The following is a 22,896-nucleotide window of genomic DNA, read 5'->3' as shown; positions in this document are numbered from 1 at the left end:
CTGATGGCTAAGCTTATTCTGACCCACGAGGTCACCGGACTCGGTGAGCCCGGCGACGTGGTCGAGGTCAAGGACGGGTACGCCCGTAACTACCTCGTCCCCCGCAGCCTCGCCACCCTGTGGACCAAGGGTGCCGAGTCGCAGATCTCCGCGATCCGCAAGGCTCGCAAGGCACGTGAGATCGCAACCCTCGACGAGGCCAAGGCCACGCGCGACTCGCTGCAGTCGAAGGCGGTGACCGTGTCCGCGAAGGCTGGCAACGGTGGTCGTCTCTTCGGTGCGGTGACGACCGGCGAGATCGCGGCAGCAGTGTCCGCTCTCGGTGGGCTCTCCGTCGACAAGCGCAAGATCGAGATCGCTCAGCCGATCAAGTCCACGGGGGAGTACACGGTCTCGATCCGTCTGCACTCCGAGGTCTCGGCGAACATCAAGGTCAACGTCGTCGCTGCGTGATCTCACGCTGAACGACTGATCTGCACGACCGACGGCCCGCTCGTCTCCCCCGGGAGGCGGCGGGCCGTCGTCGTACCCGCTTCTTGGCTGTTTGCGTCAGGTGCCGGTGGACAGCCAGGCGCTGCCGCGGGCGCGGAGGCCGGTGGTCAGCGCGCGAGCGAGCATGAAGACGCCCGCGAAGGCGAGCCACAACCAGGCCAGGCCCGCAGCGCCCGACGGCGCCCACGCCCGCACCGCCAGGGCGACGGGGGCGTAGGCGAGGAGCGTGACGACGCCCGCGACCGCGAGGTAGCGACCGTCGCCGGCGCCGATGAGGACGCCGTCGAGGACGAACACCCACCCGGCGACGGGCATGAGCAGGCCAGCGACAGCCATGCCGAGCGCGATCGCGACGCGCACGTCGGGGTCGGACGTGAAGAGCAGCGCGAACCACCAGCCGCCGCCCGCGACGACCGCGCCGAGGATCGCGCCGGCGCCCGTGCCCCACTGGAGCGTGCGTCGCAGGATCTGGCGGGTCGTGTCGACGTCGCCCGCACCGAGCCGGTGGCCGATGAGCGCCTGCGCCGCGATGGCGAGGGCGTCGAGCGCGAACGCTGCCAGGCCCCACACGCTCGTGACGACCTGGTGGCCCGCGAGAGCGACCGCGCCGAGCCCTGTCGCGACGAAGACGGTGAGGAGGATGGCGAGGCGCAGGGACACGGTCCGGACGAGCAGGGGCGCGCCGGCGCGCGCGCTCGACCAGATCCCGCCGGTCGACGGACGGAGGCCGGCGCCCGCGGCGCGCGCTCCCCGGACGACGACGGCGGTGAGGATCGCTCCCATGGCGAGCTGTGCGACCGCGGTGCCGAGGCCCGAGCCGGCGATCCCCATCCCGGCGCCGTAGACGAGCACGACGTTGAGCACCGCGTTGGCGACAGCGCCGCCTGCTGCGACCCACAGGGGCGTGCGGGTGTCTTGCAGGCCGCGCAGGACGCCCGTCGACGCGAGGACGAGGAGCATGCCCGGCAGGCCGGGGGCGGACCAGCGCAGGTAGGACGTCGCGTGGTCGGCGACGGCGCCGTCCGCACCGAGGACGCCGACGGCCCAGGGAGCGGCCACCCAGAGCAGAGCCGCGAGACCGACGCCGAGAGCCGCTGCGAGCCACATGCCGTCGATGCCTGAGCGCAAGGCCGCGACGGCGTCCCCGGCTCCGAGCCGTCGCGCGACCGCGGCGGTGGTCGCGTAGGCGAGGAATACGCACAGACCGACCACGGTGAGCAGGATTGTCGAGGCGATCGAGAGCCCTGCGAGCTGCGGAGTCCCGAGGTGCCCGACGACGGCCGAGTCGACGAGGACGAAGAGCGGCTCGGCGACGAGCGCTCCGAGCGCGGGCACCGCGAGGGCGAGGATCTGGCGGTCGACGCCGCTGGTCGGGCGAGATTGTTCCACAGAGTGATCCCATCAGGTCCGAGGCGTGGATGCCTCTCGAGGCACTTGTGAGTCCACAAGCAGAGTGGCGGATTGTCGCGGCTGAGAGGAGAAAACTCGTTTCTATGAACAGGTTATCCCCAGTTATCCACACCTCTATCCACACTGTGGATGACTGCTGACCTGCCCCCTGCCGAGTTGTCCCCACCCCTGGGGACAAGCCTGTGGATAAGTCGATTGGTGCGGGTTGGTTCCGCATGCCACGCGAGCGTACGGTGCAGGAGCAGCCGACGCTCTGTCAGTGGCAGGGTGTACACCGAAGCCCAGAAGCACGCACACGAGATGGGACTTCATGTCGATCGACGAGCTCGAGTCGGACTACAGCTCACAACGCTCCTCCGGCTCCCCGTTCGACCGGACGCCGCCGCAGGACGTCGCCGCGGAGCAGAGCGTCCTGGGCGGCATGCTCATCTCGAAAGACGCGATCGCCGACGTCATCGAGCAGCTCAAGGGCACCGACTTCTACAAGCCCGCCCACGAGGCGGTCTACGAGGTCATCCTCGATCTCTACGGTCGCGGCGAGCCTGCGGATGCGATCACGGTCGTGGCCGAGCTCACGAAGCGCGGCGAGATGGGCCGCATCGGTGGAGCGCCCTACATCCACACCCTCATCTCGATGGTGCCCACGGCCGCGAACGCCGGCTACTACGCGCGGATCGTCCGTGAGCGTGCCGTGCTGCGCCGTCTCGTGCAGGCCGGGACGCGCATCGTCCAGCTCGGGTACGCGACGGACGGCGGCGACGTCGACGACATCGTCAACAACGCCCAGGCCGAGGTCTACGCCGTCACCGAGACGCGCACGAGCGAGGACTACCACGTCCTCGGCGACGTCATCGGGGGAGCGGTCGACGAGATCGAGGCCGCCGGGCACCGCGGCGAAGGCATGGTGGGCGTACCGACGGGGTTCGCCGATCTCGACCGCTTGACCAACGGGCTGCACCCCGGACAGATGATCGTCCTGGCGGCGCGCCCGGCCATCGGGAAGGCTCTGGCGCTCGACACGCCCCTGCCGACGCCGACCGGGTGGACGACGATGGGGGACGTGCAGGTCGGAGACGAGCTGCTCGCCGCCGACGGGACGCCCACCACGGTCGTCGCAGCGACCGAGGTCATGACGGACCGTCCGTGCTACGAGGTCGTCTTCGACGACGGCACCTCGATCGTGGCGGACGCTCAGCACGAGTGGGCGACGACGACGCGTGCGGCTCGTCGTGCAGGGAGCGTTACCGAGATCCGGACGACGGAGGAGATCGCCGCTACGGTGCGGTGTGCCACAGCGGGCGAGCGTGCCAACCACGGCGTACCCGTGGCGACCGCGCTGCAGCTTCCCGCCGCAGATCTTCCGCTGCACCCCTATGCTCTGGGGGTCTGGCTCGGTGACGGGGACTCTGCCTCCGCAGAGCTCACGTCGGCAGATCCAGAGATCGCGATGCGGATCGACGGGCTCGGGCTCGTCGCGCACGAGCTGCCGAGCCGGGACGGTGCCGCACGGCACTACGTGCTGCAGCTGCCCGCCCCCGAGTGCGCTGACGTGCGTGGCACCGTCGCCGGGATGTTGCGGGCGCTCGGAGTGCTGGGTGACAAGCACATCCCCGTGTCCTACCTGCGAGGCAGCGAGGACCAGCGCCGCGAGCTGTTGGCCGGTCTGCTCGACGCCGACGGCTCCGTCGACCCAACCGGGAGCCTGCAGCTCACGGTGACGAGCAGGCGGCTCGCCCAGGACGCTCGCGAGCTCGTCCACAGCCTCGGCTACCAGACGAGCTGGTCCGAGCGGACTGTCCGCGGACGGTCTGACGAGAGCGCGACGGCGTTCACCCTCACGTTCACGGCTGACGACGAGGTCTTCGCGCTCGAGCGCAAGAAGCTTGTCCACAAGGAATGCCGCCGGGTGTCGACTCCTCGTCTGCAGAGCCGGTTGATCGTGGACGTGCGACCTGTGGAGCCCGTGCCGGTCCGGTGCGTGGAGATCAGCCACCCCGAGCACCTGTACCTCGCGTCGCACGCGATGATTCCGACGCACAACTCGACGCTCGGGATCGACATCGCTCGGTCGGCGTCGATCAAGCACGGCTTGACCTCTGTCGTCTTCTCGCTCGAGATGAGCCGCAACGAGATCACCATGCGACTCCTTGCGGCCGAGGCGCGGATCCACCTGCAGAAGATGCGCAACGGGTCCATGGGCGAGGACGACTGGCAGAAGCTTGCGGGGACCATGGGCAAGATCTCTGAGGCGCCGTTGTTCATCGACGACTCGCCGAACATGTCCCTCATGGAGATCCGTGCCAAGTGCCGACGGCTCAAGCAGAAGCACGACCTCAAGCTCGTCGTCATCGACTATCTCCAGCTCATGTCGTCTGGCAAGCGCGTGGAGTCGCGTCAGCAGGAGGTCTCGGAGTTCTCTCGTGCGCTCAAGCTCCTTGCCAAGGAGCTCGAGGTTCCGGTCATCGCGATCTCGCAGCTCAACCGTGGCGCCGAGCAGCGCACGGACAAGCGGCCGGCGATGAGCGACCTGCGTGAGTCTGGGTCGATCGAGCAGGACGCTGACATCGTCATCCTGCTGCACCGAGAAGACGCGTACGAGAAAGAATCGCCGCGGGCCGGTGAAGCCGACCTCATCGTCGCCAAGCACCGCAACGGGCCGACCGACGTCATCACCGTGGCATTCCAAGGGCATTACTCGCGATTTGTTGATATGCAGGCGTGACGTGGGGGTGTTGTGGACGTGCAACCTATTTTGCGCACTCGCCCACCTCTGTAACATGACCGTCACTTTGTCTGATCGTGCCCATCAGATGGGGCGAGGGTGTTGAGCTGATGGCCCCTGAGTAGCGGCGTGGTGCTTGGGTCTGGGCTGCTCCGTGGCACACCGGTCTCCATCAAGATGCGGAGCGCGGTCGAGATGGTGGGGGCTCCTTGGTTAGACGTCAGTAGTTTGTCCGCCAACCCCGACGCTGGACCGTCTGGGTTGGCGCTCGGCGATGCACAGGCCTCAGACAGGGTGGGGCGTAGCCTCAGCGCAGCATGACACGTCCTTACCCTGTGAGCAGGCGGAGGAGATCACTGCGAGCCCAGTACCATCCACTTCTCAGGAGTCGTGATCGGCGCGAAGCCGACGCGCTCGTAGACGCGGTGCGCGTCGGCCGTCGCGAGCATGATCCGCCGGACGCCGAACGGCTCCAAGTGGTCGCGCACGGCGGCCGCGAGGGCGGTGCCCAGCCCGTTCCCGCGCGCCTCACGGGCGACGTACACGTCGCACAGCCACGCGAACGTTGCGTGGTCGGTGACCACGCGGGCGTAAGCCACCTGGTCGCCCGACTCGACGTTGAAAACACCGAGGTTCGTCGAACCTGCGATCGCCGCGTTGTGCTTCTCGCGCGAGCGTCCGAGCGCCCAGTAGGTGTCTTCGGACAACCAGCGGTAGACGAGGTCCACATCCAGGCGTGAAGGGTCGGCAGAGATCTCATAGCCTTCAGGCGCGGTGCTCATGGCGACAGGCTAAGGATCGCGGACCGGTTCAGGGCAGGTCGTCCATCGATTGGGCGAGGGGTCCTCGACGTGATCCGCGCGGGTTGCTAGCCGCTCTCGTCGAGTCAGACGTAGAGCGTGGGTCGAGGGAGGCCAGCGGCATCGGAAAGGTTGGCATTATCTGGCCGAGAGGGGGACGCATGTGGATCCCCGCAAATCACGGTGGTGGAACTACCGGGCTGCGGACCCCAAGGAGCGTAGGGCGTGGCTGCGGGGCTCCTATACTGCTTGCGATGAGCGCCCTACCGCTGCCTGACCCGGACTTGTCCTCCGGTGGTGTCTTGTTGCGACGGTGGCTCGCCGATGAGGCAGTCGCTTTGCATGCAGCCTTCGCTGACCCGGAGGTGCTGGCGTTCACATGGCCGTCCTCTGCCCCTTACCTCGTCGAGGACGCACAGCGGTTCTTGGAGGACCAGCAGCGCTCGTGGATCGCGGGGCAGGAGTTACAGCTGGCGGTGGTGGCCTGCGGCACGGGAATGCTGTGGGGCGGTGTGTCGCTGTACGCGGTCGATCTGACGCAGCGACGGGCGTCCATCGGATACTGGCTCACGACGGTGGCGCGTGGTCGGGGCGCAGCGACCACAGCCGTTCGGCTGCTGACAGGTTGGGGCTTCGATGCCCTGAACCTCGCGCGCATGGAACTGACCTGCGGCCCCGACAACATCGCCTCGCAGCGGGTAGCTCAGCGATGTGGCTTCCGGCGCGAAGGCGTGCTGCGCTCGCACATGACGTTCAAATCGGGTCGCCGGGACACCGTTGTCCACAGCCTGCTGGCTGGAGACCGCGCCGAGTGAGTGTCGCGTTCGGGGTCTAGCGGAAGTTCGGAACTGACGCTCGGCCCGTTCACACCATGATGTGACGACCGCGGGTGATGCTCCTACCGTCAGGCCGGCTAGGGCGGGTGGTTGCCCTGCGTCCTAGTTTGCACGGCCCCCGCGGCACGCCCGAGATCGTGCAAAGTGCAGCGGCGTGTCCGTGCAGTCTGCGTGGCACGTCAAGAGTGTGGGCGTGCGGCCTAGATTGCACAGGCCTCCGCTTGTGTAGCACGGTCGAGTTTCTGCGAACCCATGGTCAGCCGGGTGGCTTGGTTCAGTGCGCTCGTGGTTGCAGTGAGTCAGAGCTCACTGCGGTACAGCGACATGAAGGCGACGTGGTCCTCGACTGCGATCTTGAGGACCCGTCGGGACGCGGCGACCGAGTCCGGCGCGCTGCACGCGCCCGACGTCCGGTGGGCATGCGGGTGCGTGCAGCGCAGAACTTGACCGGGCGAGGTTTCTCGCCCGGTGACCCGTCACGCACGTGCTTTACGTGGAGTAGTGGGCGTTGATGTTGATGTAGCCCTGAGTGAGGTCGCAGGTCCACAGGGTCGAGCTGGCCGTGCCCATCGCCACGTCGACCGCGATCTCGATGACGTCGGTGCTCATGTACACGGCGAGTGCGTCCTGGTCCACGGAGTCGTTGGCGTCGCCCTGCAGCGCGACCTGGTGCGGGCCGAGCCAGATGTCCAGGCGCTCCTGGCGGACCGGACGGTGGGTCTTCCCCACAGCCATCGCGATGCGCCCCCAGTTCGGGTGCCCTCCCGCGATCGCTGTCTTGACGAGGGGGGACTCGCTGATCGACTTGGCCATGACGTAGGCGTCGTCCTCGGTGCGGGCGCCGGTCACGGACACCTGGATGAGCTTGGTGATGCCCTCGCCGTCGCTCACGACCTGCATCGCGAGGTCGAGCGCGACCTCTGCGATCACGTCGCGCAGCTCGGCCACGGCCGAGGTGCGATCACCACCGGCGGCCAGGTCGGATCGCCGGGTGGCGAACGCGAGCATGGTGTCGCTCGTCGACTCGTCACCGTCCACGCTGATCCGTCGGAAGCTCTGCACGTTCGCGTGCGAGAGCGCCTCCTGAAGCTCGTCCGGCTCGACGTCCGCATCGGTGAACAAGAAGCAGAGCATCGTCGCCATATCAGGGGCGATCATCCCGGAACCCTTGGCGATACCGCTGACCACTACCTGCCGGTCGCCGACCTGGAACGAGCGCGAGGCACCCTTCGGGAAGGTGTCGGTGGTGCGGATGGCCTGCGCGGCCTGCTCCCAGCTGACCTCGCCCTGTGTGGAGGCCAGGTCTGGGAGCGGAGCGAGGATCTGACTGTCGGTGATGTGCTGGCCGATGATCCCAGTACCTGCCATGAACACCTCTGACGAGGGGCAGTCGAGCTCTGTCGCGAGGCTCTCGCACATGCGCTCGACCAGCGCCCGGCCTTGTGCCCCGGTAAGTGCGTTCGCGTTTCCGGAGTGCACGACGAGCGCACGCGCACGCCCTGCTGGGATGCTCGAGCGGCAGCGCTGCACAGCTGTCGACGTCACGCTCGACTGCGTGAATACGCCGGCGACCGCTGAGCCCGGCGGGACGCACATGAGCAACAGATCGGGTTGGCCGCCAGACTTCAAGCTGCAGGACGTCGTCGCGCTCGTGACACCTGCGACAGCCGCGACCGCTGGGAACGACTCCGGTGCGAACCTCGAGATATCAAACATGGCAGGGCCCTTCCGCGCCTTCAGGCGCTGGTCTGGTAGAGGTGGGTCGCGGCATCGATGCACGCTTCAGCGTCGGCCGCCCAGTCCGGGACTGCAGCATCCCATCAACCAGCTGTGCGTCGACGCAGGCACTAAATTGCGAGACGTCGGCCGACGGGCGACCCTCCCGGCGGCGACCGCCTGGTCGAGATTCTCGTCGACACCGCTGCCATGGTGCGGCGCCCATTTGGGACACCACGCGACGCTCGCGGGAAGCATCTCGGCCGCCGCGCGCAGGTGCCCCTTTTCCCTCCCACGGTGCCGGACATACCCGTGGTGTGCGTAGCGACGAGACCGGAGTCGATTGTGGACACGTAGGTGCACCAGCCGCACGACCCTGCAACACTCTCCCTGGCTCGACCAGACCGCGGACCGCTCGTCCGAGACGAGCACCGTTGCCACCGATCTCCGTCCAGCTGTCGACGTCATACCGAAGAACGGACAAGAACCAGTGGTCGCCATAGTTCTCGCGCTCACCTCGGCGGTCGCCTACGGAGTGAGCGACTTTGCCGGTGGCGTCGCTTCACGACGTATCCAGCCGTTGCGCGTGGTTCTCGTCTCGTACCCGGTCTCCGCCATCGTCATCGGTGTCGCGGCGCCTTTTGTCGCGGGCGTCCCCACGCCTGGCTCTCTCCTCTGGGGTGGGGCGTCGGGCATCGTTATGGCACTCGCGATGTGGTGGTTCTACATCGCACTCGCCGAAGGCCCGATGAGCGTCGTCTCGCCGCTCACCGCCATCATCGTCGCGGGACTTCCCGTCATCGTCGGGATCGCGCTCGGCGAGCGGCCGACTGCGCTCGCATACGCCGGGATAGCGCTCGCGCTGGGTGCGATCGTCCTGGTGACGAAAGAAGGCTCGACGGCGAGCAATGTGCCGCTCACGCGGACCTTCACGCCACGGGTTGCGCAGTTCACGGTGGGCGCCGGGTCGTGCTTCGCGCTCAGCTTTGTCTTCACTCACCAGATCGAGGCCGGGACGGGATTGTGGCCGCTGCTCGTGGCGCGAGGGATCGCGTCGGTCGTCGTCGTGGCCGCTGCGGTGCTCGTGCGGCAGAGCACGCTCCCTCAGGGGGCGACGGCGCGTCTCGCGGTGATGATCGGGCTGCTGGACGTCGTCGCGAACGTCACGATGCTCTACGCGTTCCAAGCAGGTCTGCTCTCCGTCGTCAGTATCCTCATCGCGCTCTACCCAGCTGTCACGGTCGGTTTCGCCATCGTCGTGCTCAAGGAACGCATCGTCCACTTCCAGATCGTGGGGCTGGCACTTTCCCTCATCGCGATCGCGGCCGTCGCTGCCTCTGGCTAGCTCTTGACCAGCGTCGTTCGCGAGGTGGTGCCCGGCATCGAGCTCGACCCGCAAGGAGCCCGGACCGCACGCGGCAGAGCAGCGCGACGACCACCCCTCTTGACACGCCTGGTCCTCGGACGTACCTTTGTCGAACTCTCATGGAATCGTTTCCATGGAAACGATTCTACGAAGACTGCCAGAAACATCGCCTCACCTGCACCAGCGCACACAGACACGAGGGAGTGAATGTGCAAGCCGTAACGATCAAGGACGTCGCCGCTCTCGCCGGTGTCTCCGTGGGCACGGCCTCCAGGGTCCTGTCGGGCAACCCGGCCACCTCGGCCGACGCCCGTGAGCGCGTCGCCGCCGCGGCTGCGCAGCTCGACTACCAGCCCAACGCCCAGGCCCAGGCCCTGCGCTCCGCCCGGTCCCAGTCCCTCGGCCTCCTCGTGCCCGACGTGCGCAACCCGTTCTTCGCCGACCTGGCGCACGCCGCCGAACAAGCCGGTCTCTCAGCGGGCTACGTCACCTTGCTCGGCAACGCCAACGAGAGCAGCGACCAGCAGGACCGCTACCTCGACACCCTCATCTCGCGCCGCGTCGACGGAGTCATCATCGCCCCGGTCGGCGGCGACGGTGGTCGGTTGCGCGCACTCCTCGAACGCAAGGTCCCCACGGTCCTCGTCGACCGCACCGTCCCCGGTTTTCGCCTGCCCAGCGTCACGACCGACAGCGAGACCGGCATCCGCCAGGCCGTCCAGCACCTCGCCGCACAAGGGCACACCCGCATCGGCTACATCTCCGGACCGCAGGCCACCTCCACCGGCCGGGACCGCTTCGCCGCCTTCACCCAGGCCGTCGCCGAGGCCGGCCTCAGCCAAGACCCAGAGCTCGTCTACTTCGGCGACTACCAGGCCGCCAGCGGATCTGCCGGCGTGCACGCCCTCCTCGAGCTCGCCGACCCACCCACCGCGCTGCTCGCCGCCGACAGCCTCATGGCCGTCGGCGCCATCAGCATCCTGCACCGTCGAGGCCTGCGGATCGGCACAGACGTCGCCCTCGTCGCCTTCGACGACATCGAATGGTTCGCGCTGCTCGACCCCGCCCTGAGCGTCATCGCGCACAGCGTCGAAGACATGGGCCGCATCGCCGTCGAGCTCCTGCTGCAGGTCATCGCAGGCGAGGAGCCCGCATCCGTCGTCCTGCCCAGCGAGCTCATCGTGCGCGCCTCCTCCTCACTCCCGATCTCTCTCGCTTGACCGCCTCGCCTTCTCTCTCGATCTCTCTCGCTCGACCGCCTCGGCAAAGGAGCCGGACATGACAGCACACCCCCTGGTCACGTTGCAGAACGTGACCAAGTCCTTCGACCACGTCACCGTCATCCACGACGTCACCGTCAACGTCTACCCCGGGCAGGTGCAGGTCCTGCTCGGCGAGAACGGCGCGGGCAAGTCCACCCTCATCAAGATGGTCGCCGGCGTCTACCAGCCCGACGGCGGCCAGATCCTGGTGGACGGCACCGAGACCACCTTGCCGACCACCCGAGACGCAGAGCGCCACGGCATCGCGACCATCCACCAAGAGCTCAACCTCGTGGCCAGCCTGAGCGTGGCCGAGAACGTCATGCTCGGCCGGACGCCCACGCGGTTCGGCATGGTCGACCGCACGGAGCTCCGCCGCCAGGCCCGCGCCGCGATGGCACTCATCGGCCTCGACGTCGACGTCGACACGATGGTGGGCGACCTCGGGATCGCCCAGCAACAGCTCGTCGAGATCGCCAAGGCCCTGAGCATCGACGCCCGCGTGCTCATCCTCGACGAACCCACCGCCGCGCTCACCCGCCACGAGACCCAGGCGCTGTTCGCCGTGATGGCAGACCTGCGCCAGCGCGGCGTCGGGATGCTCTTCATCAGCCATCACCTCGACGAGATCGCCGAGGTCGGAGACACCGTCACCGTCATCCGCGACGGACACTTCATCGCCGAGGTCCCGGCGTCCACCTCCGAAGACGAGCTCGTGCAGCTCATGGTCGGCCGCAGCATCGACGACCAGTTCCCGCGCCGCGCCGACGAGTCCCCGGCGCTCACCGAGGTGCTCGCGGTCTCGCACCTGTCCAGCGCCGGCCGGTTCGACGACATCAGCTTCACCGTTCGAGCCGGTGAGGTCGTCGGGATCGCCGGACTCGTCGGCGCCGGTCGCACCGAGGTCGTCCGTGCCATCGCCGGCGCCGACCGATACGACTCCGGCACCGTCACCGTGCGCGGCGCCCAGCTTCCCCGAGGTGACGTGCAGGCGGCCATTCGGGCCGGGGTCGGCCACGTCCCCGAAGACCGCAAGGGTCAGGGCCTCGTGCTCGACGCGTCGGTCAACGACAACCTCGGGTACGCGACGCTGTCGTCCAGCGCCCGCTTCGGTCTCGCCGACTTCACCGGTCAGCGGCGCCGCGCCGAGGCCGTCTCCGAGACGCTCCGGATCCGGATGAACACCATCGAGCAGCCGATCCGGTCGCTCTCCGGCGGCAACCAGCAGAAGGCCGTGTTCGGCCGGTGGATCATCGCCGCCTCGACCGTCCTGCTGCTCGACGAACCGACCCGAGGCGTCGACGTCGGCGCCAAGGTCGAGATCTACGAGCTCATGAACAGCATCACCGCAGCCGGGGGAGCCATCGTCATGGTCTCCAGCGAGCTGCCCGAGATCCTCGGCATGAGCGACCGCATCCTCGTCATGCGCGACGGCCGGCTGGCCGGCGAGCTCAGCGCAGCAGATGCCACCCAAGACGCGGTCATGACGCTCGCCGCCCGCGACGTCGCCACGCAGACCTGAACCTGAAACTGAAGGAAGCAACAGCTCATGTCAAAGACGACAACAGCCACCCCGACCCGACGATCGTTCGACTACACGACGTTCCTGGCCAACAACGGTGCACTCGTCGGCCTCGTGGTGCTCTGCATTGCGCTCGTCATCGCCACCCCGGACTTCCTGACCGGCCAGAACCTGCTCAACATCGGCATCCAGGTGTCGACGGTGGCGGTGCTCGCCTTCGGGATGACCTTCGTCATCGTCGCCGGCGGCATCGACCTGTCCGTCGGTGCGGTCGCTGCGCTCTCGGCCATGTCCTCGAGCTGGTTCTTCGTCAGCGCGGGCCTGCCCGGCTGGGCGGCGCTGATCGGCGGGCTGCTCGTCGGCTTCCTCGCCGGCGTGGTCAACGGTGCAGCCAACGCCTACGGCAAGCTGCCGTCGTTCATCGCGACCCTCGCGATGCTCAGCGTGGCACGCGGGCTCACCCTGGTGATCTCAGACGGCCGACCGATCAAGACCGCACCCGAGGTGTCCTTCCTCGGCAGCACCGTCGGCTCGATACCGATGCCGATCGTCATCCTGGTCCTGACAGCGCTCGTCGCCTCCTTCATCCTCAACCGCACGGTGCTCGGCCGCTCGATGTACGCCGTCGGTGGCAACGCCGAGGCTTCCAGGCTCTCCGGGCTGCCGGTCAAGCGCATCATCGTCACGGTCTTCGCCCTCGCCGGGCTCTTTGCGGCCGTGGCCGGGCTGCTCCTGGCCGGCAGGCTCGACTCCGCTCAGCCGCAGGCCGCTGCCGGCTACGAGCTGGACGCGATCGCCGCCGTCGTCATCGGCGGGGCGTCGCTCGCCGGCGGGCTCGGCAAGATCTCCGGGACGTTCATCGGCGCGCTCGTCCTCGTCGTCATCCGCAACGGCCTGAACCTGCTCAACGTGTCCTCGTTCTGGCAGCAGGTCGTCATCGGGCTGGTCATCGCCCTCGCCGTCGGCGCCGACGTGCTGCGCCGCAAGACCCGCAACAGCTGACCTCCGTTCTTCTCTCGCTCACACCCACCCCCACCAAAGGAAACATGATGAAGACCTCCTCCTTCCGCCGCGTCGCCGCCGTCACTGCAGCGGCCGCCCTCGTCCTCGTCGGAACCACCGCCTGCGGCCGCGACAGCAGCGGCGAGGCCAGCGGGCCCAAGGTCGTTCTCGCGATCTCCACCCTGAACAACCCGTTCTTCGTCGAGCTGCGCGACGGCGCGCAGGCCGCGGCGGACGAGGCCGGAGTCGACCTCTACATCGTCGACGCCCAGAACGACTCAGCCACCCAGGCCAACCAGCTCGCCACGGCAGAAGCCGGAAGCACCAAGGCCGTCATCGTCAACCCCGTCGACTCGGACGCCTCGAGCGCCTCCGTGAACGCCCTGCTCTCCGCGGACATCCCCGTCATCGGCGTGGACCGCACGGTCAACGACGCAGAGCTGACCTCCCTCGTCGCCAGCGACAACGTCGCCGGCGGACGACAGGCAGCCGACGAGCTCGCCGCCGCGATGGGGGAGGAGGGCACCGTCATCACGCTGCAGGGTGTCTCGGGCACCTCGGCCAGCCGCGACCGCGGCGCCGGGTTCGACGAGGGGATCGCCGCCTACCCCGGCATCACCGTCGTCGCTCAGCAGACCGCGAACTTCGACCGGGCATCCGCTCTGGACGTGACCACCAACCTGCTCCAGGCCCACCCCGACGTCACCGGCATCTTCGCCGAGAACGACGAGATGGCGCTCGGCGCCATCCAGGCCCTCGGAGACCGGGCCGGCTCTGACGTCATGGTCGTCGGGTTCGACGGCACCGAAGACGGCCTGGCCGCCATCTCGGCAGACACCCTCTACGCCACGGTCGCCCAGCAGCCCGCCGAGCTCGGCAGGCTCGCGGTCGAGCTCGCCGTCCAGGCGATCGACGGCGAGGCCGTCGAAGCCACCGTTCCCGTCGACGTGGTCGCTGTCACGAAGACGAACGTGGGCGACTTCACCAAGTGACGGTGCCAGCACACGCCTCGGGAACCAGCGCGACCCGTGCCGGGGTGGTCGTCGTCGGGTCGATCAACGCAGACCAGGTCGTCACCGTCGCGCGGCACCCCCTGCCCGGCGAGACCCTGATCGGTCGGTCGATCACCATGCTGCCCGGTGGCAAGGGCGCCAACCAGGCCGTGGCCGCGGCCCTGCTCGGCGCCCAGGTGAGCATGGTCGGCGCGATCGGTCGCGATGCACACGCCCGCACCGCCACGACGATCCTCGAGTCCGCGGACGTCGACCTGTCCAGCGTGCGGACGGTCGACAGCCCGACAGGGCTGGCCGTGATCACCGTCGCCGACGACGGCGAGAACACCATCATCGTCATCCCCGGGGCCAACGAGGCGGTGGACGCCGATGTCGTCGCCCAGAGCGCCGACCTCGTCGCCGGCGCGGCGGTGGTGGTGCTGCAGGGCGAGATTCCTGCAGCGGCCAGCGTCGCCGCGGCCCGGCTGGCCACCGGCCGCGTGGTGCTCAACCTCGCACCCGTGATCGAGCTGGACCCGGTGACGATCGCTGCCGCAGACCCGCTCGTCGTGAACGAGCACGAGGCCGCGCTGCTCCTGGCGCAGCTCGCGCCAGGAGCGCAGCATCCTGCCTCGGACGCCGAGGCGGTGGCGAGGTTGCGCGAGTGGGGGGTGCGGTCCGTCGTCCTCACCCGCGGTGCGCTCGGTGCCATCGTCGCGGACGCCGACGGCACCGACGCCGTGGCGTCCCCGGTGGTGGTGGCCGTGGACAGCTCCGGTGCGGGAGACGCGTTCGTGGGTGCGCTCAGCGCCCGGCTCGCGGCTGGTGACTCCCTCCGCGAGGCGGTCGGGCTGGCCGTGCGGGTCGGTGCGTTCGCGGTGCAGTCTCCAGGAACCCAGCCGTCCTACCCTCGCGCGGGCGATATCCTCCCGGAGGTCCGTACCGGTCCCGCCACCCAGGAGAACGAGGCAACCGCGTGAAACGCACAGGCATCCTCAACGCCGATCTGAGCGCGGCGCTGTGCCGTCTGGGCCACGGCGACGTCGTCCTCGTCGCCGACTGCGGCATGCCGGCGCCCGCCGGGGTGCCGGTGATCGACCTCGCTCTCGTGCACGGTGTGCCGAGGTTCGAGCAGGTGCTCGGTGCGCTGCTGGGCGAGATCGTCGTCGACCGGTGCGTCGCTGCGCAGGAGGCGCGGGGCACCGTGGTCGAGGGCTGGCTGAACGAGCGGTTCGCGGACATCGAGTACATCGAGCACTGCGACCTCAAACAGCTCGCCGGCGCGGCGAGGGTGTTCGTGCGCACCGGTGAAGCCACGGCGTTCGCCAACGCCGCGCTCGTGTGCGGGGTGTCGTTCTAGCGAGTGCACACCGGGCTTGCGGAAAGCCAGAACGCGACGGTGCCGCCCCTGACCGGGGCGGCGCCGTCGCGTTCGTCGTGCTGGTCAGACGGCCGGGAGCGTCCAGCTCTGGTTCGTCTGGCCGTTGCACGTCCAGATCTGCACCCGGGTGCCGTTGGCGCTGCTCTCGCCGGCGGCGTCGAGGCACTTGCCGGACTGCGGGTTGCGGAACGTGCCGTTCGCCGAGCTGTACGTCCACTGCTGCGCGCCCGTCCCGTTGCACGTCCAGATCTGGACGCGGGAGCCGTCCGCGGTGCCGCCTGCCGAGACGTCGAGGCACTTGCCCGAGCTCGGGTTGACGACGGTTCCCGTACCGGTCGGGGCGTTGACCGTCCATGTCTGGGCGGTGCCCGTCGCGCACGCGTACATCTGCACGATCGTGCCGTCCGCGGTGCCGGCAGCCTGGACGTCGACGCACGCCCCGCCGATCCCCGTGATCGCACCGGTGCGGGACGTCGTCGGCGTGCTGTCGCCTGCGGGGAGCGTGACCTCGCCTCGGTTGAGGACAGGGGCAGCGAAATAGCTGGCCTGGATCTCGGCGTTGGTGTTTTCGTTCTGCAGCTGCTCGGACCAGACCATGAAGTAGGACCAGCGTGGCTGGCTCGCGAGGAACGCAGGTGTCGGCACCTTGCCCATCTCGGCGAGGGCGATCGGCTTGCTGCCCGCGATCGCCTGGATCTGCTGGTAGTCGGCCGTGCTCGGGTAGTTCTTGTACCAGGCGTCGAGGCTGACCACGTCGACATAGCTGCTGCCGGGGTAGTACGTCGACCAGCCACCGGCCGGGTTGTCCTGCACGTTCCACACCCAGATGAGGTTGCTCAGGCCCTTGGCCACGAGGTAGTCGTGCGTGATCTTGTAGAGCTCCGCGCTCTTGGCGCCGTAGCCGCCCCACCAGTTCCACGTCTCGTTCATCTCGTGCAGCGGGCGGAACAGCACCGGGACGCCAGCGTCCTTGAGCTGCTGCAGGTACGGGACCGACTCGTCGAGCCGGGCTTTCCACGCAGCGTTGAGCGACGTGCCGTCCGTGATCACCTGGTCGAGCTGCGTGTCCGTGATCCGGGACTTCACACCGCCCTCGAAGGCGCAGGACGACCCTCCTGTGGGGGGACACACATGCCAGGTCAAGGTCACGAGGGAGCCTGCGGACCACTGCGCCTTGGCCTCGTCGATCACGCTCTGGCGGTTGCTGACGTCCGAGGCGTTGAACATGAGATCGCCGCCCCACAGCCCGGGGTACTGGCCCGTGATGCCCTTGACGGCGTCGGTGTACTTCGCCGGGGTGGAAGCAGGCTCCTTGTTGTGCTGCCCGGAGACCACCCCGTTGCCCGTGATCGACGACAGGTAGGTGAGCACCTGCTGCTTCGACGACGCGGGGAACGCCCCTGCCGGTACTGCCGCGGTGACGGTCGCCATGAGCGCTCCCACCGTGAGCGCGGTCAGTGCACGGCGTGTCGTCGACCATCTACCAAGTGAGCTCTGCTGATCTCGCATGCGAAACCGCCTCGTTTCGTCCTTGGGTTCCCGCCGTCGCAGGTCCTCGTCGTCCGGCGTGGACGCCCGGAGCCTGTGCGCCCCGCCGTCGTGGCGGGCGGGTGGTTCGCGCTCACCCAACCGCGAGAGCATCACGTATGTCAAACATGTCTGGAAAGTCACGGCTCGTGACGTCCGTGCCCAGGAGGCTGACGGGCACGGGCCGATCAGCCCGCCTGGGTCCCCGGCAGATCTGTCAGCGGCCCGTCGGCCCGCAGCAGACCGTCCAGCGCAGCCGCGTAGACCGCCGTCAGCTGGTGGAGGTCGTCGACGGTCGTGCTCTCGTCGACCTGGTGGATCGTCGCGCCGACGAGGCCGAGCTCTGCGACACGGCAGTACCCCGAGACGAACCGAGCATCGGAGGTGCCACCGGTGGTGTTGAAGGTGGGAACCGTCCCCGTCACCTGCTCGACCGCGGCGGCCAGCGCGAACGTGGCGGCGTCGGGGACGGTGAGGAACGCTTCCCCGCCGATCGTCGCGTCGAGAGTGAAACGGGTGCAGTGACGAGAGAGGACGTCGTGCAGGAGGCGTTCCAGAGACCGTCCCGTGTGGAGATCGTTGAACCGGATGTTCAGCCGTGCGGTCGCGACGGCCGGCACCAGGTTCGTCGTCGGGTTGCCGACGTCGACGCTCGTGACCTGCAGGCTCGACGGCTCGAACCAGTCCGTCCCCTCGTCGAGCGTCGTCGTGGACAGCTCGTGGAGCGCACCGACGAGCGAGTGCACCGGGTTGTCCACCCGGTGCGGGTAGGCGACGTGCCCCTGCGTCCCCTCGACCACGATGTGCGCACCGATGCTGCCGCGGCGTCCGATCTTGATCGTCTCGCCCATGCGGGTGGGGTTCGTGGCCTCGCCGACGATGCAGAAGTCCGGCACGTGCCCGTTCGCTGCCATCCACTCCAGCACCCGCACCGTCCCACCGGTGGCCGGGCCCTCCTCGTCTCCGGTGATGAGGAGACTGATCGACGCGTCCGCGTCGGTGGACGCGTCGCGCGCGCCGACAGCCGCGAGGAACGCCGCGACGGCGCCCTTCATGTCGCTCGTCCCGCGCCCGACGATCACGCCGTCACGGACGTCGGCAGCGAACGGGTCGGACGTCCACGTGGACGCGCCTGCCGGCACGACGTCGGTGTGGCCCGCGAAGCACACGTGCGGCGAACCGCTGCCTCGCCGGGCGAACAGGTTCGGGGTCCCGTCGAACTCGAGCCGGGTCACGGTGAAGCCCAGGCCCTCGCACACCGCCTGGACGACGTCCAGCGCGCCGTCGTCGGCCGGCGTCACCGACCGGCAGCGGACGAGCGCCTGCGTCAGCGCGACGACATCGATCTCTTCAGGCACCCTCCCAGTGTGGCCCACGACGCCCGGTCTCGGCACACCGCCCGAGAACCTCCCGGCCCACCCGCCGCGCGGCATGATGGTCGCGTGACCAGCACCGAGCAGGACCCCGCAGGCGAGCGCTCTCTCGACCACAGGTCCCGCGACGACAGCGCTCGCGACGACAGCGCTCGCGACGACCGTGCCCTCGACGACCGTGCCCTCGACGACCCTGCCCTCGACGACCGTGCCCTCGACGATCTTCGCGCCGTCCTGGTGCGAGCCGTCGAGCGCCTCGAGGCCGCCGGTGCGCGGGACGAGGCGCTCGCGGTGCTCGTCGAGCCGCGCCCGCTGCTGGGCCTCACCCGACCTGCCGTGCTCCGCGGCGTCGGGCGGGCGTGGCGTCTCGGAGCGCTCATGCTCGGAGCCGACGGCACGCTCTACGCGACGGGAGCGCTCGTGCGCGCCCGCGAGGCGGGGGTCCGCAACCACCAGTCGGCGTCGGCGGAAGCCCGCCGCGACCTGCGTGCCGCGGCCCTGCGAGGAAAGTTCGGGCCCGGCGAGACGGTCAACTACGGCTGGCGCGAGCTCGCGCTCGACGCGGCCGCGGTCCGTTCCGGCGACGGCCCGCTCGTCTTCGCCCCGGACGGCACGCTCGCGGTCCGCTGGAACGCAGCCCTCGGTGACGCCGCCGCCCGGGACGTCGTGGCCTACCTCGACGAGCGCGTCAGGCTGCTCGTCGAGCCGCTCGACGTCCCGTGACGCTCAGCCCGGGGACGCCTCGGTCAGCAGGTCGGCCTGCCACAGGTCTGGGCCGAACACCTCGTACTGGATGTCCTGCGGCGGCACACCGCGGGCGACGAGGTCGCTGCGGACCGCCTGCATGAACGGCAGGGGCCCGCACAGGTAGTACCCGGCGCCGTCCGGCAGGTCGATCTGGTAGGCGTCCATGAGGCCCTCGAACACGCCGTCGAGCGGCAAGGACGACTCCGGTCCGCGCTCGTACCAGGCGTGCACGGTCGCGTTCGGCAGCGCGCGGACGTCGGCGAGCACCTGGTGCCGCAGGGCGAACGAGGCCTCGTCGAGGTCGGCGTGCAGTACGTGGACCGGCAGGTTAGAGCCCGCCTGGACGAGGTGGGAGAGCATGCCGGCCATGGGCGTGATGCCGATGCCAGCACTGGCGAAGACGAGCGGGCGAGAGTCGTCGAGCACCACGTCACCGAACGGCAAGGACATCGTCAAGACGTCCCCGGTCTCCACGGTCTCGCACAGGTACGACGACACCTCGCCGTCCGGCTGGCCGCCACCGTGGACACGCTTGACCGAGAACTGACGGTGCTCGCCGTCGTCGGCGCGCGTGAGGCTGTACTGGCGCGGCTGGTGCACGCCGTCGGGCATCGGGACCTTGACGGTGACGTACTGGCCGGGCAGCGACGTCCGCACGAGACGGTCGTCCACCCGCTTGACGACGAACGTGACGACGTCGGCGGTCTCGGCGATCTTCTCCTCGACCTTCCACTGCCGCCACACCGTCTCTGGGCGCACGCCACGGCCGCTGTAGAGGCCGCGCTCCTGGTTGATGAGCGCGTAGGCCATGAGCCAGTAGACCTCGTCCCACGCGGCGGCGACCTCGGGAGTGATGGCGTCGCCGAGCACGTCGACGATCGCCCAGAAGAGGTGCTCGTGCACCACGTCGTACTGGTCGGGCCGGATCCCCAGGGACGCGTGCTTGTGCGCGACGCGTGAGAGCAGGTGCTCGGGCAGCTGCTCCGGCGTCTTGATGAGAGCGCTCGCGAACGCGACGACCGAACCGGCCAGAGCTACCTGCTGCGTCCCCTGTGCCTGGTTTCCCCGGTTGAACGTGCCGTCGAGCAGGTCGGGGCGGGCCGCGAACATGTGCTGGTAGAAGCGCTGCGCGATCTGGGGGATGTGCTCGGCGATCACCTGCAAGGTCGATCCGACGACGGGACGTGAGCTGTCGGAGAGCATGGCAAGCTCCTTCATGAGAGACCCGACCACCCCCTGGTGGCCGGTTTTGTCAGGTTAGCCGATCTGTGTCAGGGCGGTGGTGACGTGTGCGTAGAGGCGTGAGGCGAGGGCTGGTCCCCGGCCAGAGCGTGGTCGAGGGGAGCTGTAGTGGATGTTCCGGACGGTGATCGCGGCCTGGCTCAGAATGTGATCGTGTCGGGTGAGGCTTTGGTGTATGACAACCGGGACTTGCCCCTTCCACACGCGCGCATGTCCCGGCGTGTCACAACGTCATGACCCAGAACATCTAGCGGCTTAAATCTTGGCGCCTGGGGTCCCGCCCCTTGCACCAGCGCTACAGTGAACCTGCAGGTCAACCCAGCACCGCGCTCCCCAGCCCGCCCATCCTGGTGAGAACACCTCATTGCTGATGCTCGTGATACGGTTCGCGACTGTATTCTCACCTAACAGGAGTATTCATCCGTGAAGATGCTCACTCTGCGCAATGCGCTTCGCCTGATCCTCCTGCTGCTTTCGGTCTATGGATTCTGGGTCTTTCTCCAGCCCGTGACCATCTCTGGAATCATCAACATCGGAAACATCGTCGGCATGGGCTTCTCTGTCCTTCTGGCCGTCGTCGTCCTCTTCTCGTCGAGAGTCTCCCGCTTCCTGTCCGCCCGTATGAAGCAGCGCCGCGGAAAGATCGTCATCGTCTCGGCTGCCGCTCTCCTCGGTTGTGGCGTCCTCTGGTGCGGCGCGCTCTCCCTGCTCATGGCGACCGCCATGAGCACTCAGCCCGAGTCGCCCACCACCGTGATCGTCCTCGGCTGCCGCGTGAACGGCGACACGCCGAGCGCGTCTCTCCTTCGTCGAGTCGATACTGCCGCGGACTATCTCCTGGCGAATCCTTCCGTGCAGGTGATCGTCTCCGGCGGCCAGGGCGCCCACGAATGGATCAGCGAAGCGGAAGCGATGAAGCGCGTCCTGGTGCAGAGAGGCATCTCTGAGGACCGCATCCTGATGGAGGATCGTTCGACCTCCACGCTCGAGAACCTCACGTTCTCCCGAGAGATGCTTGCTGAAAACGGTCTGAGCACATCGGTCATCGTCGTCAGTGAGGGCTACCACATGTACCGGGCACTGTCGTTCGCCGAGCGCGTCGGACTTGACGCCGAGGGGCTTGCCGCGCCGACCGTCCCATGGATTCTTCCGACGTCGTGGGTCCGCGAATGGTTCGGCATCACGCTCGATACTCTTCAGAGATAGCGGTGTTCTCATCAGGGTGGGTGACCTGACGGGCGCGATGGTGCGTTGACCTGCAGGTGCGTTCGGCAGGTGTGTGGCGACGCAGGCTCGAACCGTGTCAGCTCGAAGCCCTCGTGATCGGCAGCGACAGCGCGCTCGTGCGCGCCCGCGAGGTTTCACGTGGAACCATCGACCCCGGCACGGCCCGCGAGCGTCAGACCGGGGCGAGGACCACGGCGACGAGCGCGCCGACGACGAGGTGCGGCCCGAGCGGGATCGACGACCCACGGCTGACCTGCCGTGTCACGAGGAGGACGAGCGCCGCGACCCCGGCCGACGTCCACGACGCGACGAGCCAGACCATCGGTCCGAGCCAGCCGTCCCACGCGCACAGCGCTGCGAGCGGGGGGACGAGCTTGACGTCGCCGAACCCGAGCCCGGCCGGGGTCACGAGGTGGAGCAGCGCAGTCGCCGCAGCTGCGACGAGCCCCGCGAGCACGACCCGGCCCGCGGGCCCACCGTCGGCGTCGACGAGCGCGGTGACGAGGAGCACGGCCGCGAGCATCGGGTAGACGGGCAGGACGAGCACGTCGGGCAGACGGTGCGTGCGCGCGTCGACCCCGGCGGCCAGCGCGGTGGGCAGGAGGACGACCAGCAGTGCGGCCAGCCTGCCGGGGGAGAGCGGAGGCAGGACCTCGATCGCACCGAGGAGCGCGCGTGCCGCGACCGCGGTGAGCGCAGCGGCGGCGAACAGCGCGCACGCGACCGGGTGGACGGTGACCTCGCGCCACGCGTCCTCCGCGACGTGGTGGGGCGGGCGGCGCCACACGCGCGTCGTCATGCGTGGAGAGGGGAGGTGTCGGGGCGGGCGAGGCGCGCGCCGGTGGTCAGCCCCCACCGGGCGAACGACCCGGTCGGGGCCTCGAGGACGGCACGCGTGCCGCGCGGGGCACCGAGGAAGGCATAGGGGCGCAGGACACCCGTCCCGAGGACCTCGCCGTCGGGTGCGACGAAGGCGACGTCGAGCGAGGTGCGCATCCCGACCCCGTGCACGGACGCACAGGGGACCAGGAACATGGCCTCGGGCAGCGGGGTGCGCCCGAGCATGCCGCGCAGGCGGGCGAGGTAGGTGTCGGCGACGACGGTGGTGGCGACAGGCCGACCGTCGACGGCGAGCGGGGCGGTGCGCACGAGAGTGTCCTCCGGGGGTCTTCGTCGGGGCGACCGGTGGCCGCTCAGCAACGTAGGTGTTGTTTACATGAATAGAACACGAACAATTCAACACAAACGTCGACATTGTTCCTGTCCGCATGACATCGTA

At 68.7% G+C, this 22,896-nt stretch carries 20 protein-coding genes; 12 read left to right on the top strand and 8 right to left on the bottom strand.

Features of this window, described 5'->3' with window-relative positions; all coding sequences use genetic code 11:
• Window positions 1-3 precede the first annotated feature (3 nt).
• Window positions 4-453 (top strand): 50S ribosomal protein L9, encoded by a 450-nt coding sequence (gene rplI / locus ATL42_RS12930; RefSeq protein ID WP_098455706.1) that lies wholly within the window; start codon window positions 4-6, stop codon window positions 451-453.
• Between the two features lie 96 nt (window positions 454-549).
• Here rplI and ATL42_RS12925 read toward each other — a convergent pair whose 3' ends face one another.
• The gene (locus ATL42_RS12925) at window positions 550-1,881 is read right to left on the bottom strand and encodes an MATE family efflux transporter (RefSeq protein ID WP_098455705.1); all 1,332 of its coding nucleotides are present in this window, start codon (window positions 1,879-1,881) and stop codon (window positions 550-552) included.
• A gap of 331 nt (window positions 1,882-2,212) precedes the next feature.
• Here ATL42_RS12925 and dnaB point away from each other — a divergent pair, with 331 nt between their 5' ends.
• Window positions 2,213-4,624 (top strand): replicative DNA helicase, encoded by a 2,412-nt coding sequence (dnaB, locus tag ATL42_RS12920; RefSeq protein WP_098455704.1) that lies wholly within the window; start codon window positions 2,213-2,215, stop codon window positions 4,622-4,624.
• 353 nt (window positions 4,625-4,977) lie between these two features.
• Here the strand turns inward: dnaB and ATL42_RS12915 are convergent, their stop codons facing one another.
• The gene (locus tag ATL42_RS12915; protein ID WP_098455703.1) at window positions 4,978-5,406 is read right to left on the bottom strand and encodes a GNAT family N-acetyltransferase; all 429 of its coding nucleotides are present in this window, start codon (window positions 5,404-5,406) and stop codon (window positions 4,978-4,980) included.
• A gap of 272 nt (window positions 5,407-5,678) precedes the next feature.
• Between ATL42_RS12915 and ATL42_RS12910 the strand changes: the two genes are divergently transcribed.
• Window positions 5,679-6,239, top strand: coding sequence for a GNAT family N-acetyltransferase (locus ATL42_RS12910; protein ID WP_169925430.1), 561 nt, complete (start codon window positions 5,679-5,681; stop codon window positions 6,237-6,239).
• Between the two features lie 510 nt (window positions 6,240-6,749).
• On the opposite strand, the gene argJ is transcribed toward ATL42_RS12910, so the two are convergent.
• Window positions 6,750-7,976 (bottom strand): bifunctional glutamate N-acetyltransferase/amino-acid acetyltransferase ArgJ, encoded by a 1,227-nt coding sequence (gene argJ / locus ATL42_RS12900; RefSeq protein WP_098455700.1) that lies wholly within the window; start codon window positions 7,974-7,976, stop codon window positions 6,750-6,752.
• 490 nt (window positions 7,977-8,466) lie between these two features.
• Here argJ and ATL42_RS12895 point away from each other — a divergent pair, with 490 nt between their 5' ends.
• From ATL42_RS12895 to rbsD, 7 genes are all read left to right on the top strand, one after another.
• Window positions 8,467-9,321: a DMT family transporter gene (locus tag ATL42_RS12895; RefSeq protein WP_098455699.1), complete on the top strand. Its 855-nt coding sequence runs from the start codon at window positions 8,467-8,469 to the stop codon at window positions 9,319-9,321.
• Between the two features lie 230 nt (window positions 9,322-9,551).
• Window positions 9,552-10,562: a LacI family DNA-binding transcriptional regulator gene (locus ATL42_RS12890; RefSeq protein WP_211281822.1), complete on the top strand. Its 1,011-nt coding sequence runs from the start codon at window positions 9,552-9,554 to the stop codon at window positions 10,560-10,562.
• A gap of 58 nt (window positions 10,563-10,620) precedes the next feature.
• Window positions 10,621-12,126, top strand: coding sequence for a sugar ABC transporter ATP-binding protein (locus ATL42_RS12885; RefSeq protein ID WP_098455697.1), 1,506 nt, complete (start codon window positions 10,621-10,623; stop codon window positions 12,124-12,126).
• A gap of 27 nt (window positions 12,127-12,153) precedes the next feature.
• Window positions 12,154-13,128 (top strand): ABC transporter permease, encoded by a 975-nt coding sequence (locus ATL42_RS12880; RefSeq protein WP_098455696.1) that lies wholly within the window; start codon window positions 12,154-12,156, stop codon window positions 13,126-13,128.
• Window positions 13,129-13,175: 47 nt separating this feature from the next.
• The gene (locus ATL42_RS12875; RefSeq protein ID WP_098456560.1) at window positions 13,176-14,120 is read left to right on the top strand and encodes a D-ribose ABC transporter substrate-binding protein; all 945 of its coding nucleotides are present in this window, start codon (window positions 13,176-13,178) and stop codon (window positions 14,118-14,120) included.
• 2 nt (window positions 14,121-14,122) lie between these two features.
• The gene (locus ATL42_RS12870; protein WP_098456559.1) at window positions 14,123-15,100 is read left to right on the top strand and encodes a ribokinase; all 978 of its coding nucleotides are present in this window, start codon (window positions 14,123-14,125) and stop codon (window positions 15,098-15,100) included.
• Window positions 15,097-15,480, top strand: coding sequence for a D-ribose pyranase (rbsD, locus tag ATL42_RS12865; protein WP_098455695.1), 384 nt, complete (start codon window positions 15,097-15,099; stop codon window positions 15,478-15,480). The genes ATL42_RS12870 and rbsD overlap by 4 nt, the downstream gene beginning before the upstream one ends.
• A gap of 84 nt (window positions 15,481-15,564) precedes the next feature.
• Here the strand turns inward: rbsD and ATL42_RS12860 are convergent, their stop codons facing one another.
• Together ATL42_RS12860 and dapE are read right to left on the bottom strand one after the other, a co-directional pair.
• Complete coding sequence (locus ATL42_RS12860; RefSeq protein WP_211281821.1) at window positions 15,565-17,010, bottom strand: glycosyl hydrolase; 1,446 nt, start codon at window positions 17,008-17,010, stop codon at window positions 15,565-15,567.
• Between the two features lie 206 nt (window positions 17,011-17,216).
• Entirely contained in the window at window positions 17,217-18,386 is a 1,170-nt protein-coding gene (gene dapE / locus ATL42_RS12855) for a succinyl-diaminopimelate desuccinylase (RefSeq protein ID WP_211281820.1), read from the bottom strand.
• Window positions 18,387-18,470: 84 nt separating this feature from the next.
• On the opposite strand from dapE, the gene ATL42_RS12850 reads away from it, so the two are divergent.
• Entirely contained in the window at window positions 18,471-19,124 is a 654-nt protein-coding gene (locus ATL42_RS12850) for a hypothetical protein (RefSeq protein ID WP_245862537.1), read from the top strand.
• 3 nt (window positions 19,125-19,127) lie between these two features.
• On the opposite strand, the gene ATL42_RS12845 is transcribed toward ATL42_RS12850, so the two are convergent.
• The gene (locus ATL42_RS12845; protein WP_098455694.1) at window positions 19,128-20,351 is read right to left on the bottom strand and encodes a globin domain-containing protein; all 1,224 of its coding nucleotides are present in this window, start codon (window positions 20,349-20,351) and stop codon (window positions 19,128-19,130) included.
• A 468-nt stretch (window positions 20,352-20,819) separates the two neighbouring features.
• On the opposite strand from ATL42_RS12845, the gene ATL42_RS12840 reads away from it, so the two are divergent.
• A complete protein-coding gene (locus ATL42_RS12840) occupies window positions 20,820-21,596 on the top strand; it encodes a YdcF family protein (RefSeq protein ID WP_245862781.1) in 777 nt (258 codons plus the stop codon).
• A 193-nt stretch (window positions 21,597-21,789) separates the two neighbouring features.
• Here the strand turns inward: ATL42_RS12840 and ATL42_RS12835 are convergent, their stop codons facing one another.
• Window positions 21,790-22,416, bottom strand: coding sequence for a prepilin peptidase (locus ATL42_RS12835; protein ID WP_098455692.1), 627 nt, complete (start codon window positions 22,414-22,416; stop codon window positions 21,790-21,792).
• Entirely contained in the window at window positions 22,413-22,766 is a 354-nt protein-coding gene (locus ATL42_RS12830; protein ID WP_098455691.1) for a DUF192 domain-containing protein, read from the bottom strand. The genes ATL42_RS12835 and ATL42_RS12830 overlap by 4 nt, the downstream gene beginning before the upstream one ends.
• Window positions 22,767-22,896: the final 130 nt, after the last annotated feature.

The organism is Sanguibacter antarcticus, from assembly GCF_002564005.1.
GTDB lineage: Bacteria > Actinomycetota > Actinomycetes > Actinomycetales > Cellulomonadaceae > Sanguibacter > Sanguibacter antarcticus.
This window is presented reverse-complemented; position numbering and strand designations above follow the sequence as displayed.

Excerpts from the sequence above, each read along its gene's own strand:
- rplI (WP_098455706.1), top strand. The coding sequence starts at position 4 with ATGGCTAAGCTTATTCTGACCCACGAGGTCACCGGACTCGGTGAGCCC.
- dnaB (WP_098455704.1), top strand. The coding sequence starts at position 2,213 with ATGTCGATCGACGAGCTCGAGTCGGACTACAGCTCACAACGCTCCTCC.
- ATL42_RS12915 (WP_098455703.1), bottom strand. The coding sequence starts at position 5,406 with ATGAGCACCGCGCCTGAAGGCTATGAGATCTCTGCCGACCCTTCACGC.
- ATL42_RS12910 (WP_169925430.1), top strand. The coding sequence starts at position 5,679 with ATGAGCGCCCTACCGCTGCCTGACCCGGACTTGTCCTCCGGTGGTGTC.
- argJ (WP_098455700.1), bottom strand. The coding sequence starts at position 7,976 with ATGTTTGATATCTCGAGGTTCGCACCGGAGTCGTTCCCAGCGGTCGCG.
- ATL42_RS12885 (WP_098455697.1), top strand. The coding sequence starts at position 10,621 with ATGACAGCACACCCCCTGGTCACGTTGCAGAACGTGACCAAGTCCTTC.
- ATL42_RS12880 (WP_098455696.1), top strand. The coding sequence starts at position 12,154 with ATGTCAAAGACGACAACAGCCACCCCGACCCGACGATCGTTCGACTAC.
- ATL42_RS12875 (WP_098456560.1), top strand. The coding sequence starts at position 13,176 with ATGAAGACCTCCTCCTTCCGCCGCGTCGCCGCCGTCACTGCAGCGGCC.
- ATL42_RS12860 (WP_211281821.1), bottom strand. The coding sequence starts at position 17,010 with ATGCGAGATCAGCAGAGCTCACTTGGTAGATGGTCGACGACACGCCGT.
- ATL42_RS12845 (WP_098455694.1), bottom strand. The coding sequence starts at position 20,351 with ATGCTCTCCGACAGCTCACGTCCCGTCGTCGGATCGACCTTGCAGGTG.
- ATL42_RS12840 (WP_245862781.1), top strand. The coding sequence starts at position 20,820 with ATGCTCACTCTGCGCAATGCGCTTCGCCTGATCCTCCTGCTGCTTTCG.
- ATL42_RS12835 (WP_098455692.1), bottom strand. The coding sequence starts at position 22,416 with ATGACGACGCGCGTGTGGCGCCGCCCGCCCCACCACGTCGCGGAGGAC.